The following is a 16,410-nucleotide window of genomic DNA, read 5'->3' on the forward strand; positions in this document are numbered from 1 at the left end:
TTAAAATTCTCCCCATTCTCATTATATTCATTATTCTGAAAAATTGGAAGAAGTTTTTCCCGTACACATGACCTATTTGGCCTAATAGGCAAGGATCTTCATTCCACTATTGCAAAAAAGCATAAAATAGAAAAGGAAAGCGAAAAATGTAATTGCGCGCCTCTGGACTGATCCTTCTGCTTTCGCTCGCTCTTCCTTGTTCTGCTTCATCGCGAAACAACCAACGCAGCGGTCACAAAACATTATTTTAGCAAAGGGTCGAGAAAGTGAAAGCCATCGAAGCATTGTTATGGAGCATCGCCTTGCCCGGTTTCGGGCAACTGTTAAACAAAAAGTATGTCAAAGGAATCGCCATGATTTTTTTAGAGCTGCTCATTAACACGCAATCGCGGTTTAACGAAGCCATTCGGCTCAGCTTTTTAGGGCGCACCAATGAAGCGGCGGCCATGGTTGACATCGGCTGGCTCATGTTTTATCCTTGCTTGTACTTTTTTGCGATGTGGGACGCGTTTAAGGATGCCGGCGGCGGCCAAACACCGTATTCGTTTTTGCCGTTTGTTTTCTCCGCTTACTTTGTGACCGTCGGTTTAATGTATTCGTTCGATGTCAAAGTTGCGGGCATCTTTTTCGGGCCGATTTGGCTGCCCATTTTATCAGTCATTCCTGGATGGGCCGTTGGACGATTGCTGCAAGTCGTTCTGTTGAAATGGTGGCGGCCGTCTACTCGATAATCGCTCCATCAGAAAAGCCGCCAATCATTCGTTGGCGGCTTTGGGCTGCGGTTCTTTGGCAGTTTTTTGTTTTTTCCACGTTCCAAAGGCAATGACAGCGACAACGACGAGCAACTCAAACCCGTATTTGATCACAGGGTTGGCAAAGTACTCTTTCAAAAACGGCTCGCCAACGATCATTTTCGCCGCCGTCCAAGCAAGGACACCAGCGCCGATCGTAATGATGATCGGGAAGCGCTCAATCCATTTTAAAATGAGCGTACTGCCCCACACCATGATCGGAACAGAAATGAGCAGCCCAAGGACAACAAGGAGAAAACTTCCATGAGCGGCACCGGCGACCGCCAACACGTTATCAAGCCCCATCAACGCATCGGCGATAATGATCGTGCGGATCGCCCCCCATAAACTTCCCCCGGCTTCGACATCGTCGTGGCTTTTTCCCTCGATCAGCAGCTTATACGCGATCCAGACAAGCAGCACACCACCGACTAGCAAAAGGCCCGGAATTTTCAACAGCCAGAGGACAAACATCGTCGCCAACGCCCGAATGACGACGGCGCCGGCCGTCCCCCACACCACCGCCTTCTTCTGTTGGTGCTTCGGCAAATTGCGGGCCGCGAGTCCGATGACAATCGCATTATCTCCTGCCAGCAAAAGGTCAATGATGATAATCGACAGCAACGCGGCCCAAAACTCAGGTGAAACCCATTCCATCTGTATCCTTCCTCCCCTACAATTGATATTTTTCTCTTAAGGAAGCAGGAGCGATCGCGATGATGCGCTGCAAAACGAACAGCAAAACAGTGAAATCATCGATCCAACCCACTACTGCTAGCCAATCGGGAATGAGGTCAAACGGCAGCGCCACATACAACAGCAGCAGGCCGATGGAAAACACTTTTTTTCGTCTCGGCACTTCGCGCGACGTAAAAAACTCCACCAAAAACGGAAGAAACCGACGGATTCGAACCATTAAGCGAAGCCGCTTCCAAACGTTGCGCATTCCATCCCCTCCATCTCTTTCTTTTCGGAGCAACTCCCCGTCCATTTTCGTTTACGATTATCTTCCCCCTTTCGTTTCCGTCCATGAAAAAAGACCTTTACCATGGCTGGTAAAGGTCTTAAACAAAAACAGACCTTTACCGCCGCAGGTAAAGGTCTCGCTAACAACGTCACCGTTGCCAACAAAGCCGAGGGCGGGAACTGCGCCCTGAACTGACGACTTCGCTGTTAAAGCTACTCCCCTTTAACAAAACGATATCGCGTTGTCTAATTTTATCATAATCAATATTGATACGACCTGTCAATCCATTTGTGCCGAAACATCACACAAAAAGGCGATGTTTCCGCACCGATCAAGCGCCAACATGGCGATGTGCGTTTGCCGCCCCCGTTTGTCGCCTTACTGCCCAGCGGTGAATTTCAGCCCTATCATCCCGATGAGAATCAATAATAAAAAGAGGATCCGCGGCGCGTTGACAGGTTCATCCGCTAGTGTGGGCGATCGGCGGCAAACTATGCATGAACGAAAAAATGGTATTTACTCGTTTACGTGCCCATCTTTCAAACCAGCCCAAAACGCAGCAACGATCGACAGGGCGACGATGATCATCGGCGCATACATGAGCAAAAATGTCTCCATCATCCTTTCCCTCCTTCCCATTTTCCTTTCACGTATGCCTTGTTAAACAAAAAGAGACGCATAAGCAAATAAAGTGACGGAATTAACAACAATAGACCGGCAAGAAACGCAACGATCAACGCCATAGCCATCGTCTCATTCGTAAACCCGTCATAAATGGTCAAATACGGGTATAGCAAATACGGATAATGTGAAATGCCATAGGCGTAAAAGGCGAACGCGTATTGAAACAACAACGCAATAAACGCCCAGCCGAATCGCCGTTGCCGCCAAAGGAGCCAAACGGTCATGACAAAAAACAAAAAGGAAATGACCAGCATCCACGCCACGTTCCATAGGTTGGCGTAATGTTCGGGATTATGGTAGCGGAGCTGATAAATAATGAGCAGCGCTGACAACATTGTCGGCCCGCTCCAAAGAAGAGCGTAGCGGCGCAACAGCGCTCGCGCTCGTTCATCCTTGGCCGCGTCCGCATAATACGTTAAGAAAACGGCAGAAATGTAAAGAACGCTCGTCACGCTTAACAGCACAATGCTCCATGACAACGGGCTTGCAAACAGCTTCCCATAATTAAGCGCAACACCTGAAGCGCCTGCCTCTACAAACCCGCCTTCGGAAATCGTCAACACGATAGACAGCGAGGCCGGGATCAACAGCCCTGTCAATCCATAAGCGATTAAATACCAGTTCCGTTCCGTCCCCCCATACGTATGAAACGCGTAGTACGAGCCGCGAATAGCTAACAAAATGATCGAGATGCTCGCCGGGACAAGCAAAATAGAACCGTAATAATACGCCGTTTTCGGAAAAAAGCCGACCATGCCGACAAAGAAAAAGACAAGAAAGACGTTCGTCACTTCCCAGACAGGGGAAAGATAGCGCTGAATGATGCGGTGCAAAAGATGCTGTTTGTTTGCCCAATGACTATAGGCGCTAAAAAACCCAGCCCCGAAATCAATCGAAGCAACGAGAATGTACCCGAACAAAAACAGCCATAACACCGAGATGCCAATGACTTCGAGCGTCATGGCGCCACCTCCCCGTTATTGGCCCGCTCTGCCAGCTCCCGCTCAACCGGGTTGCGGCGGAACATACGGACGAGCACTGTTGCGCTTGCAATCACCAACACGGTATACAAAAGGCAAAACAACACAAGCATCGTATCAACATGCGCAGACGATGTCGCTCCTTCCGCCGTTTTCATATAGCCGCGCAAAATCCACGGCTGCCGCCCGACTTCCGCTAAGTACCATCCCGCCTCAATCGCGACCATCGCCAGTGGCCCTCCCGCCACCAGCAGTCCAAAAAACCATTTTTTCACTGTCCATTTCCAGCGAAACATCGATCCGAGCCAATAAGCGGCTGCGACCACCATTAAAAACACCCCGATCGTGACCATCACATCGAATAAATAATGAATGGATAGCGGCGGACGCTCATCTTCCGGAATATCATTCAACCCAGTCACAACCGCCGCGGGATGGTTATGAGCCAAAATGCTAAGGGCGTATGGAATTTTCAAGGCATATTTCACTTCCCCGTCTTCTCCAAGCGCACCGAACAGGATCAACGGCGCATGGGAGCCCGTTTCAAAATGCCATTCGGCGGCCGCCAGCTTTTCCGGCTGGTATTCGGCTAAAAATTTGCCCGATAAGTCACCAACCAATGCACTGGCTACCGAAAAAATAAACGCCGTTTTCATCGTTAAATGAAGCGCCTTGCGATGATAAATGTGACGATTGCCTTTCCATAAATGCCAAGCGGCGAGCGAAGCAAGCACGAATGCTGACGTCATATACGCCGTCGCCAGCACATGGGCGACTTTCGTCGGCATCGCTGGGTTGAACATCGCCGCGATCGGATCGATGTTGACAAGCTCGCCGTTTTTCACCTCAAACCCTTGCGGCGTATTCATAAAGGCATTCACCATCGTAATAAACATCGCTGATGCCGAAGAGCCGATCGCCACCGGGATAAGCAAAAGCAAATGTTTTTTCTGATTTTCAAACCGATCCCATGTATACAAATAAATACCGAGGAAAATCGCTTCAAAAAAGAAGGCGAACGTCTCCATAAACAGCGGCAAGCTGATCACTTGGCCAGCCAGCTGCATAAAGTTCGGCCATAAAAGCGACAGCTGCAAACCGATCGCGGTTCCTGTCACCACGCCGACCGCTACGGTGATGACAAAGCCGCGCGTCCAGCGGCGAGCGAGCAAAATGTAATGCATATCGTTTTTGCGAATCCCAATCCATTGGGCAATCGCGATCATCAGCGGAACTCCAACACCGATCGTGGCATAAATGATATGAATCGTCAGCGTCAATTCCGTCAAAATACGGCTAAGCAGCACCGGATCGTAGCCGTTCACGATTTATCCCCCCTTACGAAAACAAACGGCCAATCAAGGAAAGCAAGACAACAGCTGCAACAGCAAAGCTAACGAACGCAAGCGTTTTTTCGTGTCGCTTCCACATATCCATCCTCCCGACAAACCATCAATGAATAAAGACTTTGTGATAAGTTTCACAAAAATATCTACTTCTTATTATTTCATAAAATGATGGGCACTGTATGAACTAATTTCGAATAATTTGTGTCGTTTTTCACATATTCATCGTGACAAACAAAAAAGCAGGATGTCCCTGCCTTTCGTCATCACAAATATTTTCGATGCACCGTTTTCCCGTCATACGTAAACAACATCGGCTTTTCCTCCACAACCGTCTCCATATGGACCGGACGGCCCCACAACTGATAAAGGTACGGGAGCACCTTTTCCAAATACTTCAGATCGAGTTCGATCCCTTCATACCAATGTTTTAAATACAACTCGCCGTTGCGCATATAATCGCCGTCATTGACCGTGATATACGGGAATCCGCCGTTGACTCGCATGCTGACGAGTTGATCGCGGATAGGCTCCCAGTTTTTGTCGACGATTTTATATTCTTTTCCTTGTTTCTGGAACAAATACATATCTTCGCGCATGACGAGCTCTTTCGTCAAATAGTTGCGCAGAAACGAAATGTCCGACTCCAGTTCGCGCACTTCAAAAATTTTCGCCCGCCCCGACCCCGGCTTGACGCCGTATTTTTTCATCTCTTCGGTCGGGTTGTTCCAACGCTCTTCAATGTCTTCGAAAATTTTCAACCCTAAATAGTACGGGTTAATGCCGGTGCGCGACGGCTGCACGACGTTGGCGTTCAGTTTCGCAAATTCAATCGCCTCATCGCTCGTCAAGTCCATCTCGCGCAAAATGCGCTGATGCCAATACGTCGCCCAACCTTCGTTTAGCTAAGGTGCTTAGACGATAAAACCTTAATAGTTTTTGTTTTCTCATAATTACCTAAACAATACATTACGTCTAGTGTATGCTCAATTAAATTCTTTAAAACCATATACCAAAAACCCCTAACCTTTAACTAATCAAAAAATCAGTTTTCATATACATGTAACCGAAGAATATATTTCTAAATAAGAGGTAAAGTAAATAATAAATAAAAGAGGGGTATTCAAGATGTCAAGATATAACATCGTTGTTGGCTGTGGAAATATCAACTGTGCTAATAATAAGTATAAATTTGTTGTTCAGGCACTTTCTTTAGATGCAGCTCAAAAAACTATCCAATTATTGAATAACCGATACAAAAACAGATGTTCACATTGTGGAAACACCTTAAATTTCTATATAAATGAAGTTTCAGACAAGGATTTTTTTGATGAAGACATAATAATAAACTAAAAAGGACTCAAAAATGAGTCCCTTTTAGTTTTTAGTTACCCGATCCACAGGCTAAAATTATGTAATATTTTATGCCGGATCCACCAGCAGAGTTATTTCTACTTAAATCTTATAACATTAATTACTGAATGTCAACATTTTTTAAATTATTTTTGTACCCAAAAGTTGTCTGTAGAGCTCTTGTTGTTTTGTATCTCGATCCTTAATAACCGATTTACTAATTGGATCAATCTCTGCTATTGAATATGCCCAAGACTTCAACATTTTTTTTCTGTCACTCCTATTTAACTTTGTTCTATGCCATTTTATTTCATATTGATTAAGGTCATTAAATAATTGATATTTTGTAATAAGTTTAGAACTGTCAAAACTCACATTTCTTATTGGTCGATGTAAATGTTTTACTTGTACACTGTAATTGATAAATTCAGGTACATAATCTTTTCTCTGATTAATTAACTCGTCTAAAAGTGTTTTTTGTCTTAACAGGGTTACCCTGAATCCATCTTCAATTCTGCGCCTTTGATCTTGGTTTATTATTGCCTGTACCATATTACCCCTTCCGTCATTAAAAAGGTATTCCACTATTCTTTTCCGGCTTACACAGGTTAACTGTTCAAGACTCACTACTGTCTGTTTACTAAATGGAGGAATCTTACCGATATTAAAAAAGTTTTTAGTTTCCCTTGTCGTTGGTTTGAGACTCGTAGTAGGAATAACTACAACTTGATCTCGATTGGACTTAGTCTCCCACACTATAGCAAAATGCTCATTATCGATTTCACTTCCAACCCCAGAAAATAATACTTTGACAACCTGTCCAGAAACTAATGGATGCTTATATTCAGTAGGTACCATTGGGTCATTAACTTCATCTGTTTGTAAAGAACAGTTAATAAAACGAATAATTCTTTCTAGAATCATATCTTTAGTAAGGGTTTGTTTATGAATTGGTCTATATTCATCTTTTACTAAATCTGCTTGTTTTACTATTTCATTAAAATTTCTGTCATTTATAATCTTATCAACTATCCTAGTCAAGTCATTATCTACTGAAATTTTTTCTAGCACATTTAACATTGTTGTATCCGAAACAATTTTTTTTAAACTTTCTTGATTCTCTGTTGATAAATATGTAGAACATCTAGAACTTTCTACTTCCTTCAATATATTTTTAATCATACATTTACCCCCCCCTAAATTAAGACGGTATAAATTTTAACATAATAATTAGATTTAATTAATTTTACAAGCATAAATTTATTAAAAATAAATCCGTTATCACCAAACTCCCCATTACAAACATTAATTTGGAAGACAAGTGAGCCAATGACCAAAGACAACGTTTGCTGTTTTTTTAACTATAACAAATAAAAGTAAAATACTTAGATGACAAAATATCTATTCAGCGTACAAAAAAAATTAAGATAAACCTACGAACTAGGAACTTTTTCACCATATTTGGAATACAATATCTCCCAAAATTCAGAAGGCTTATAATTAAATGTCTTTATTCCGTATTGAGTTTCCTTTGTATATTTTTTAGATCTTAAAAGATAACAAACTCGTTTTGCTCGACTGATACAAACAAAAAACACTCTGCGGTCTTCGCTTAATTTCCTTGGATCTCGTTTATTTTTATATGACGGAAAGTGATCATCCTCCATCCCCAACAAAATAACCACCTCAAATTCCAATCCTTTTGAGCCATGCCTTGTAGTAATAGTCACCTGATCTTCCGGCTTTCCTAATTTACTAAATTTATCCAAATTGTAATTAGAGAATTCACCTTTAGTAGATGTTTTGATTAATTGCTTTAGATTATCAACTTCATCAGGATAAATATGAGAATCTTTTAAGAGCGATAACAGTTCAAGGTTATGAATCACAAATGTTAACCATTTGCTTAAGCAATGGTTGTGCTTTATGCTTGAAGTTAAAACATCAAATAATTTTCTTCTAAAAAAAATCAATTCATTTGTAATGATAAATTTCTGATGCTGTCTATTAAGATGAATCCAAAATTCAACTAAATCATCGAATGATTCTTTGCTTTTATCTATACACCATAAAGCGCAACGTTCTAGCCACATAACTACATCAGTCCGTTGAAATTCAAACTTTGTTATATAATACGGAATTCCCTCGCGACTCAGAATAGCTCCAAGCTCTTTTGCTTGGTTATTATAACCAACCATAATCGCTATTTCCTCTAAAGGTATTCCAGCTTTCATGCAGGAAGGGATTATTTCTTTTGCAACTTTAACATATTGATCATACATTTCTTCTTCACATGTAATAAAATGAAATTCGGCATTTTCGTTTAACCTTGCTCCAGCCTTATACTCTCGCTTATCTCCAAGTGCTAATTCTGAAGCATCAATAATATCTTGATTACTTCTATAATTAGTTTTCAATCTCACTTTATTGATATTTGGTAAACCATATAATTCATTTAAGTAATCAGGAATTGCTCCATTATAACTATGTATAGATTGATCAGGATCCCCTACCGCAAAGAATTTTATATTTGTATTCTTCAACAGGGAAAGTACCATCTCATGAAGTGGTTTTCCAAGATCTTGATACTCATCAATTAGTATCCAAGGAAATTTTGCTTCCAAACACCTTCTTACATATTCATGATTTTGAATTAGTAAGGTGGCATATTTTACAATGTCAACAAAATCAACAAAACCTTCAGCATGAAGACGTTTTTCATACTCAATAGCCACTTTTAAAGCGAGATCATATGTAGGAATTTCCACCTCACTAATCCCTTTTATGTTAAGTGTTCTTTCCTTGTCCATATCTTCAATTCTTATATTTGTGTTTTCTAATTGAAAGTCCTGAATTATTTTTTTAAAAAGAGATTTCTTCTTTTTTTCAGCTACAATCTTTATAGGTAATGGTATATCGTAATTGTATAAGTGAGCGAACGGAGAAATAATTTCCGAAATACAGAACGAATGGACTGTACCCAAAAAAACATTCTCTCGTTTCTGATATCCTAAGTCATTTAAGCGATCTTTGAATTCTTTTGCAGCTGCCCTACTGAATGTAACGCAAGCTAATCCTCGCGGAGGTTTAATTTCTTCCATTAATAATTTCATTATTTTTAAAGTCAATACTGTTGTCTTGCCACTACCTGGTCCTGCAATAACGACAGTATTATTTTCTGATAAAAAAGCTTCGTATTGATCTTTATCTTTTTTAATTTGATTCAGTTTTTCCTTAAATAAATCCATTGTTAAATCTCACTCACTCTTTTATAAATTTCATCAATTGCGTTCTTTATATAATCTGGAATTTGTTCCTTTATACATATACTAGATAACCGTTGTGCAAAACGCCCTTTTCCAATATTATCTTCAATTTTTCTTAAGCATTTAAAATACTCTCCTTGATCTAACTCTTCTGCAAAGTTTCTTTTTTGTTTATCGCCACCAGTAGTCAACTCATTAAATACTTCACAGATTATTTTCTTAGCATCTTGATTACTTTGACTTTTCTCCATAATATCTACTTCTAAAGTGTAGTTTCCAACAAAAAATCCTTTCTCGCTAAATGCATCCCTTTGTTTTTTTAAGCAAGAAGGGAGTTGACTTTGTTCAATCTTTTGTAAATCTATGATTAATTCAGCAATTTTCTCAAGCCCTAAAAATCCATAGGACTTATGACTTCCATCATGTAAAACATGATATTCTTTTTTTGCATCTTCCTTCATTACATAATAATCACCGTCTGTAATTACAACATAAGGGATTCCTAATACATCCAAAAATTTCACATAAGGTTTAAAATTAGTACAGTTAATGTTACATACTACAATTCCTTTTTGATCTAAAGGTTTTCCCATTAATTCAGCAAATCTCGGTATTAAATACTCTTCCGCAATCCCCTCAACTAATATAACACCTTTACCAAAATATATTTCGCCACGTTTAACATCAAGATATCTCTCAAGATCCCTTTTTTCTAAGGAAGTAAGGTTAATATTTGAACTGGTATAAACTTTTGTTCCACTACTTGTCCAGCGCATATGTACAATTGAGTCAATCGGAGCAACTGAAGTAATATGTGGTGAATGTGTCGTCATAAGAACCGAAGAATTTCCATGCATAACGTCCTTGTAGATAATTCTCTGTAATGTAGGGTGAAGATGTGCTTCTGGCTCTTCAATAGCTAAAATGGTAAATCCTTGATTAACCGGGTTATATGTATCCATAAAAGAATATAGTTGTTTTATCTCATCATTCGATAAGTCACTTTTTAAAAAATAATTGCCGTTCCCATTTTCTTCGTAAGAAGAAATAAGGATTTCTCTTCCCTCTTTTTTGGATAGTTCTTCAAATTTTTCTTTTTTTAAAAACGTTGGTATTGTTCTATCCTCTAATTGCAAAAGAATTAATGCAATATACAATATATTGTTTATTCCTAAACTAGTCTCGCTTGTAGGTCTTTTTTTATCTCCCATCATTAGTTTAAGGGTATTTAAAATGCGATTTGGATCGATATCAATCGTTTCCAACGATACAATTGAATCTGGTTGAACACCAATAATTTTTTTGAACCGTGTATTAATTTTATTAGTTAAATCTTTTATTTCATCTAATGTTAAAACTTCATCACTTTTCTGTTTAAGCTTCTCAGCAAGCTCTTTAAGTTCTGTTTTGTCAATTTCATATTGTTTAAGTAGCTGGTTAATAGGAGATTTTCGTGAATTTCTCAATTCGCTCTCCACATCACGAATTGCATTAATAATCCTCATATTAAGATATTTTCGATGGCTATGTTTGAAAATTTTATCAGGTTTATCTCCTTGAAAAATGATGTATTCATAATCTTTAGTTCCATCCTCTTTTTCAACAGGATAATAGCGGTAAGTTAATCTTAACGTTGGTGGAGCGTCAGAAACAGTAGCATCTGATAAAACTGACAAAATATTTTTGTTATGTTCGAACCCGCGAATTTCTATAACTATTTCAATTTCTTCACCTTTTTCCATAGGATTTTCGATACCCTCATAAAAATCTGATTCAGTCAAATAACGATCTTCATCGGATAGTGTTGGGTCTAATATTAGCTGAATTGCTTTTAAAAAATTGGTTTTCCCTACATTATTTTCACCAATAATGACTTGTTTATGACTTAAAGAAATATCTACACTTTGGAAATTTCTAAAATTCTTTATTTTTACCCTCGAAATGTATGGAGAATTCATCGTCTTTCCCTCCTCAAAAATTCAACCTCTAACTAACAGTAATTATAAACTCATTTAGAAAAAAAAGTAATATTTACCTAGACTAATAAAATAAGCCAAGATTACATACATAAATTTACTAGAGTAAACACTACATTACCGAACTCCTTTACTTCCATTACTACCCCGACACCGAACTTCCGATCACGAACGTGAATTCACGAAATTACAAAGAGTTCGAAACTCCTTGATACCAAAGGGGACAAGCCTTCTTTTTGTCCCACTTAGTTCGGCAAAGGGATAGTTGAGGGATCACTGAACTATCTCCTTACCGAACTGCAAATTCTTAGATTTTCCTTGTTACTACTCCAAAACCGAACAATTTTGCTTGTTCGCCTAATCTAATTTTGAATCAAGGTAAATTTATGATCATAACATTAGTGATGTAACTTTATTTTAGTCGCTAAAAAACAAGGAAGTTCTCTCCTCCTTGTTTAAAGTTGTAATGAGAATAGAATTGGATCTTGTTGTTTAGTTTCGATTTCTTTTTCTAATTCTCATTATTCAGTTTTAAGCATTGACACGGTATTGCACTAACATATTCTTCAACGCAGTTGGTCTAATCATCTTTGACATTGGATCGATAAGATGTAACAGTAATACTTAACCAACCTAATTACCGAGTTTACAAATCTCCTCTATCCAAATAACCGAGAACTTTTAAAAAAGGACTTTCTTGTCCATAATAAAATTAGGACAAACCCCAGCTTGTCCCTTGAAATCAAAGGTTTTTCTTGAATTTCAGTCGTATCAATATCGGTAATTTGGGGTTAATTCCGATCGGGTCCTACCCTTAATTACCGAGAAAAATTGCTTTACCTACCAATATATGCACCTAATCACCGAGATATGTTATTACATAAATAAAAAATCTCCTGCAAATGAGGAGATTTTTGTATCATTTATCATCTAAATTGAAGCGTAGTTTACATTGCAAATGTCCTTTTTTATTAACCATGATTTCTTCAAATAAATACAGGAACAATGCTCGCATATCTTCATTGCAACTAGAGACAGGCGCCTGAAATTGTTTTAAATGATCTTTAATTAAATTTTCATTTTTTTGAACCCCTTCTAAGAATTTCATTTTTGCCTCTTTTTCCTCAATCCAACGTTCAATTTGATGAACTTTGTTTAGGATTCGATCTTTTGTAATGATCAATATTTTGATGTGAGGTTCCTTTTCTTCCTCCCTTTTAAAGGCTTTTTCAATTTCAATATCGCAAAGCTGGAGTTTTCGTTTTTCTGTTTGCCATGACACTTTTAAATCCTCAATACTTTTCATGATGCTGCTAATTTCTGTTTCCACTTTTTCCTGAACAGCCGAGATCAGTTTCTCCGTATCTATACCTTGATAACTTTTGAATACTTTTAATACCGTTTGATGTGCATCATCTGCATCTATTTTATAATTGCATGATTTGCATAAATACACTTTCTTTCCATATACTTTTCCCTGGTTGCTCGTCGTTCGCTGATCTTTTCCAATTAACCCCCCATTACAATTTTGGCACTTTAACAAACCTGTTAACAGAAAAGATGTTTTAAAGTGTTTCGGTGGAATTTTTCTCTCGTTCTTTGTTTTGTATAGATTCCAGCAATATTCCCATTCTTCAATCGTTAAAACCGCCGGAATAAGTGGACTTTTTTTCATTATCCACTCACTTCTGTCTTTTAACGCATTGTGTTTCTTTTCGTGTTTTCTTCTGATTGCGATATAACCTGCATAAAAGGGATTCGTAATGATGTTTTTCACGTGGTCTTTAGTCCATGCTTTTCCACGATAACTGTTTTCAGGAAGCTGTTTGGCAATAGATGAAAAACCATGATGATTTTTATATAACTCAAACACTTTTTTCACCAATTCTATTTCAGCTTCCACTATATCAAACTTTTCGGTTCCTCCTTCCTTTTTGGAAGTATACTGATACCCAAACGGAGCTCTGCCACCTGTCCATCGTCCATTTTTCGCCAACGTTTCAATTGCATTTTTTGTATTGATCCGGATTTTATCCAGCTCATATTTGGCTACTCCATCTTTAATCGCTCTAAAAATGGTGTCGCCAAAATCATATAAACTTTCTGTTTCACTTTCGATGATTGGGATATCTAATATATGCATCGTTGCGCGTATCAGATCATGTTCTTCAGGTATGCGTGCAATGCGGGAATGTGAGTAGATAATAACGAAGTCAAATTTCTTTTCATAAGCTGCAGCAATCAATCTCTTATATCCTTCACGATCTTTTTTTCGTGAAGACACTCCCTCGTCCAGAATTTCCTCCACAATTGTACACTGATATTTTTCGGCTAAATCATAGGCGCTACGACGCTGTGTTTCCATTGTCTGCTTATGCGTGGAATGCCGACCATAAAAAACCCCTTTCATGCCTGGTGTCAAAATCTTAGATAAGTCCAATTTCTTCCCTTCCCTCCAATCCTGTAAATAATGGATGACGGAAAATAATTTCAATTTTCTCTTTACTGACCCGAACACGAGAGATAATGTCCTGCAGCAATTCTATTTTTTGATCGTCTTCCATGTCCGGATCAATCATTTTCAACGATGATTCCTGTTTCCAATCATGTATCGTCTTAAACTTTTCGTTCATTTCGAAAATCCTGTATTCTAATTCGGATTTAACAAACAAGCTTTGTTCATATTTCTTTAACATCTGTAATATCGACTTGTCTAATTGAAGTTCTTCTTCCTTTGCCAGAGCGTGCTCCACTCTCTGCACCATTCTTTCCTCTAACTGTTTAAGTTCACGATCAATTTGCTTAATGGCTTCGATATATCCCTTCGTTTCTCCCTTGTATATTTTCTCAATAACCTCCGCAAATTGCGTATGAATAATTTGGTTAAAGAACTCATTCGCATGTTCAATAACTGTGTTTTCTAACCAATCTTTTGATGCTCGCACTTTGGAATGGTTTTTACATTTATACACTAAAAACGTTTCACCCTTTAATTGATGTGGCTTGCCATGCATTACTTGATTACATTCATCACAATAAACAAGTTCTTTTAATAAAAATACATGGTTTTCTATTTGATTTTCTTTTGATTTTTTGCGTCTCTTTACAACCTTACTCATTTTCTTTTGAACGTTTTCCCATACTGTTTCATCGACAATCTTAAGATGCGGCACATCTTTTTCAATTTCTTCTCCCTTTATGTGAGATATTCTTTTTCCTTTGTAAATAGGGTTTGTAAGAACGTTTTGCATATTAGAATAGTTCCATTCCTTATTATCTTTAAAGCGCAGTCCCAATTCGTTTACTATCTTTACAAATTTTGTGAGGGAACTAAAATCTTCTTGCAAAAATAAATCATAAACTTTTTGGATTGTCTTTACTTCCTCTCCAACTAAAATCCAATCAGACTCCTCCTTATCCTCTTCAGGATCCTCTCGGGGTGATCGATACCCAAATGGAATACGTCCCCCAGCATGTTTTCCTTCTCTTGCTACAGTTACTTTAGAATCTTGCAATTTTTGAACCAATTTTTCAGCATCTTCCTGGTTCATGGCGGCGACAATCCGTTCAATTAATTCAGCCTCCGCCGTATACATCATAGGAAATTCAAAGTCCGCTGCGAAAATGACATTTATCTTATGCTGCCTTAGTAAATCATATAAACTCATATACTGTTGTACATTCCGTGCCAAACGGCAACGGCTGTACACAATTAAATTTTTTACGCGCCCCTTTTTTATTTCTTCGATTAGCTGCGCCATGCCCTTTCTCTCTTCCATTTTCTTTTTTCTGGCGGACGTTTCTCGATCCATAAACTCATCATCGATCAATAAACGGTTTTTTGCTGCTACCTCACGCACATGCTGCATTTGCATTTCAATGGATAACTTCTGCTTTTCTTTGCTAATCGAGTTGCGGTAATAAGCAACCGTTTTCAATCATCCAACACCTCCAACTCCCTTTTCGTTTCTTGTCTGTTCTGTATTTGCTTCAAAATAATATCTGTGTACAAGTCAAACCACTTTTCCGCTGCCTCTGGATCATGAACATATTGAATAGAAACGACTTGGCAAGTTACTTTTGGGATTTTTCCTTTCATTCCTATCTCTCCTCAAAAAATTTATGATGTTTTCCTAAAACTTAAGCTTACAAACAGGATTTTTTTGGATGAATGTTGAAATACAATAAAGCCTTTGTTTCTAACCAAACTTGTATTTCTTTGAAAATACATGCGTCTAGCCATTTTTACGGAGGAATTCGAATATGTTGCAACATATAGGAGAACGAATTCGTGTGCTAAGAAAACAAAAAGGAATCAGTTTAAATGCTTTCGCTGAACGTTTAAATGTTTCTCCCGCTTATCTCAGCAATTTAGAAACGGGTAAAACAGACACCATTCAGCTTTCACTTCTCGAAAAACTTCAAGAAGAACTCTCACTCCTTCCTGTTGAAACAACACATTCCACTGATAGCGAATTCGATATTCGGATCCAACATGTCATGCGACAACTAAAGGAATTGGAACAAAAGCACCCAGAAATTGCTGATTACCTCCTTTCCACACTGGAGCGAGGAGTTCATTTGTTTTTGAATGAAAACTCCACTCGCTAATTTTATGATGAACAAATTTTGGTAATTTTATTCATAATAATAAACATCTGTTCATAATAATGAATAAAATTAACAAAAAAGGAGAGCCTAACCATCGACCGGTTGGCTCTCTTTTTGTTGGAAGGCAACTTGAATCTGTTTTGCTTGTTCCTGACCGATTTCTTTATGCAATAAGTGATGAATTGCGCTTCCCTTAAACTTCTGTTCCCATGCAACCATTTTTTCTTGGATCATTTGAGCAACAGGGTGGCTATGAAGATCGTGGATGTCGTCAAATGAAAATTTTCCTAAACTGCTATTTACGGAGAAGCGGACTTTCACATCTTCCATCGGTATTCCCCCTTTGCTCATACATATGCGAAGAATGGGATAGGACAACCCTGTTAATCGTTCAAACTCATTGTTTGCTTCATCCAAACATATATATGGGATATGG

Annotated in this window: 14 protein-coding genes and 1 pseudogene; 3 read left to right on the forward strand and 12 right to left on the reverse strand. The window is 38.6% G+C overall.

What is annotated here, in order from left to right; all coding sequences use genetic code 11:
* The first annotated feature begins 266 nt into the window (after positions 1-266).
* Positions 267-731, forward strand: a complete 465-nt coding sequence (locus tag B4113_RS05370) for a hypothetical protein (protein WP_061912282.1) — start codon at positions 267-269, stop codon at positions 729-731.
* Between the two features lie 24 nt (positions 732-755).
* Here the strand turns inward: B4113_RS05370 and B4113_RS05375 are convergent, their stop codons facing one another.
* The 5 genes and pseudogenes from B4113_RS05375 to B4113_RS05395 all read right to left on the reverse strand — a co-directional run.
* Complete coding sequence (locus B4113_RS05375) at positions 756-1,448, reverse strand: TerC family protein (RefSeq protein ID WP_033018681.1); 693 nt, start codon at positions 1,446-1,448, stop codon at positions 756-758.
* 16 nt (positions 1,449-1,464) lie between these two features.
* On the reverse strand, positions 1,465-1,737 hold the full coding sequence (locus tag B4113_RS05380) for a YkvA family protein (protein WP_033018767.1): 273 nt from the start codon (positions 1,735-1,737) through the stop codon (positions 1,465-1,467).
* 638 nt (positions 1,738-2,375) lie between these two features.
* Positions 2,376-3,404, reverse strand: coding sequence for a cytochrome d ubiquinol oxidase subunit II (locus B4113_RS05385; RefSeq protein ID WP_033018683.1), 1,029 nt, complete (start codon positions 3,402-3,404; stop codon positions 2,376-2,378).
* A complete protein-coding gene (locus B4113_RS05390) occupies positions 3,401-4,747 on the reverse strand; it encodes a cytochrome ubiquinol oxidase subunit I (RefSeq protein WP_061912283.1) in 1,347 nt (448 codons plus the stop codon). The genes B4113_RS05385 and B4113_RS05390 overlap by 4 nt, the downstream gene beginning before the upstream one ends.
* Before the next feature lie 287 nt (positions 4,748-5,034).
* Positions 5,035-5,673 (reverse strand): annotated as a pseudogene (locus tag B4113_RS05395) (SpoVR family protein); the annotation flags it as partial.
* A gap of 223 nt (positions 5,674-5,896) precedes the next feature.
* Here B4113_RS05395 and B4113_RS05400 point away from each other — a divergent pair.
* A complete protein-coding gene (locus tag B4113_RS05400) occupies positions 5,897-6,121 on the forward strand; it encodes a hypothetical protein (protein ID WP_061912284.1) in 225 nt (74 codons plus the stop codon).
* A gap of 141 nt (positions 6,122-6,262) precedes the next feature.
* Here the strand turns inward: B4113_RS05400 and B4113_RS05405 are convergent, their stop codons facing one another.
* The 6 genes from B4113_RS05405 to B4113_RS20065 form a co-directional block, all read right to left on the reverse strand.
* Entirely contained in the window at positions 6,263-7,303 is a 1,041-nt protein-coding gene (locus tag B4113_RS05405) for a type II toxin-antitoxin system PemK/MazF family toxin (protein WP_061912285.1), read from the reverse strand.
* A 251-nt stretch (positions 7,304-7,554) separates the two neighbouring features.
* Entirely contained in the window at positions 7,555-9,369 is a 1,815-nt protein-coding gene (locus B4113_RS05410; protein WP_061912286.1) for an ATP-dependent helicase, read from the reverse strand.
* A 2-nt stretch (positions 9,370-9,371) separates the two neighbouring features.
* Positions 9,372-11,345, reverse strand: coding sequence for an AAA family ATPase (locus B4113_RS05415; protein WP_061912287.1), 1,974 nt, complete (start codon positions 11,343-11,345; stop codon positions 9,372-9,374).
* A 937-nt stretch (positions 11,346-12,282) separates the two neighbouring features.
* The gene (locus tag B4113_RS05420; protein WP_061912288.1) at positions 12,283-13,803 is read right to left on the reverse strand and encodes a recombinase family protein; all 1,521 of its coding nucleotides are present in this window, start codon (positions 13,801-13,803) and stop codon (positions 12,283-12,285) included.
* Complete coding sequence (locus B4113_RS05425) at positions 13,790-15,301, reverse strand: recombinase family protein (RefSeq protein WP_061912289.1); 1,512 nt, start codon at positions 15,299-15,301, stop codon at positions 13,790-13,792. Before B4113_RS05425 ends, B4113_RS05420 begins: the two co-directional genes overlap by 14 nt.
* A complete protein-coding gene (locus B4113_RS20065) occupies positions 15,298-15,462 on the reverse strand; it encodes a hypothetical protein (protein WP_162924024.1) in 165 nt (54 codons plus the stop codon). The genes B4113_RS05425 and B4113_RS20065 overlap by 4 nt, the downstream gene beginning before the upstream one ends.
* A 164-nt stretch (positions 15,463-15,626) precedes the next feature.
* On the opposite strand from B4113_RS20065, the gene B4113_RS05430 reads away from it, so the two are divergent.
* A complete protein-coding gene (locus tag B4113_RS05430; protein WP_020753785.1) occupies positions 15,627-15,974 on the forward strand; it encodes a helix-turn-helix domain-containing protein in 348 nt (115 codons plus the stop codon).
* An 87-nt stretch (positions 15,975-16,061) separates the two neighbouring features.
* Here the strand turns inward: B4113_RS05430 and B4113_RS05435 are convergent, their stop codons facing one another.
* A complete protein-coding gene (locus tag B4113_RS05435) occupies positions 16,062-16,304 on the reverse strand; it encodes a hypothetical protein (protein WP_025038995.1) in 243 nt (80 codons plus the stop codon).
* Positions 16,305-16,410: the final 106 nt, after the last annotated feature.

It is taken from the genome of Geobacillus sp. B4113_201601 (assembly GCF_001587475.1).
Taxonomy (GTDB): Bacteria; Bacillota; Bacilli; order Bacillales; family Anoxybacillaceae; genus Geobacillus; species Geobacillus icigianus.

What these genes read in the sequence shown, in the direction of transcription:
- B4113_RS05375 (WP_033018681.1), bottom strand. Translation starts at nt 1,448, where the DNA reads ATGGAATGGGTTTCACCTGAGTTTTGGGCCGCGTTGCTGTCGATTATC.
- B4113_RS05380 (WP_033018767.1), bottom strand. Translation starts at nt 1,737, where the DNA reads ATGCGCAACGTTTGGAAGCGGCTTCGCTTAATGGTTCGAATCCGTCGG.
- B4113_RS05385 (WP_033018683.1), bottom strand. Translation starts at nt 3,404, where the DNA reads ATGACGCTCGAAGTCATTGGCATCTCGGTGTTATGGCTGTTTTTGTTC.
- B4113_RS05400 (WP_061912284.1), top strand. Translation starts at nt 5,897, where the DNA reads ATGTCAAGATATAACATCGTTGTTGGCTGTGGAAATATCAACTGTGCT.
- B4113_RS05405 (WP_061912285.1), bottom strand. Translation starts at nt 7,303, where the DNA reads ATGATTAAAAATATATTGAAGGAAGTAGAAAGTTCTAGATGTTCTACA.
- B4113_RS05410 (WP_061912286.1), bottom strand. Translation starts at nt 9,369, where the DNA reads ATGGATTTATTTAAGGAAAAACTGAATCAAATTAAAAAAGATAAAGAT.
- B4113_RS05415 (WP_061912287.1), bottom strand. Translation starts at nt 11,345, where the DNA reads ATGAATTCTCCATACATTTCGAGGGTAAAAATAAAGAATTTTAGAAAT.
- B4113_RS20065 (WP_162924024.1), bottom strand. Translation starts at nt 15,462, where the DNA reads ATGAAAGGAAAAATCCCAAAAGTAACTTGCCAAGTCGTTTCTATTCAA.
- B4113_RS05430 (WP_020753785.1), top strand. Translation starts at nt 15,627, where the DNA reads ATGTTGCAACATATAGGAGAACGAATTCGTGTGCTAAGAAAACAAAAA.
- B4113_RS05435 (WP_025038995.1), bottom strand. Translation starts at nt 16,304, where the DNA reads ATGGAAGATGTGAAAGTCCGCTTCTCCGTAAATAGCAGTTTAGGAAAA.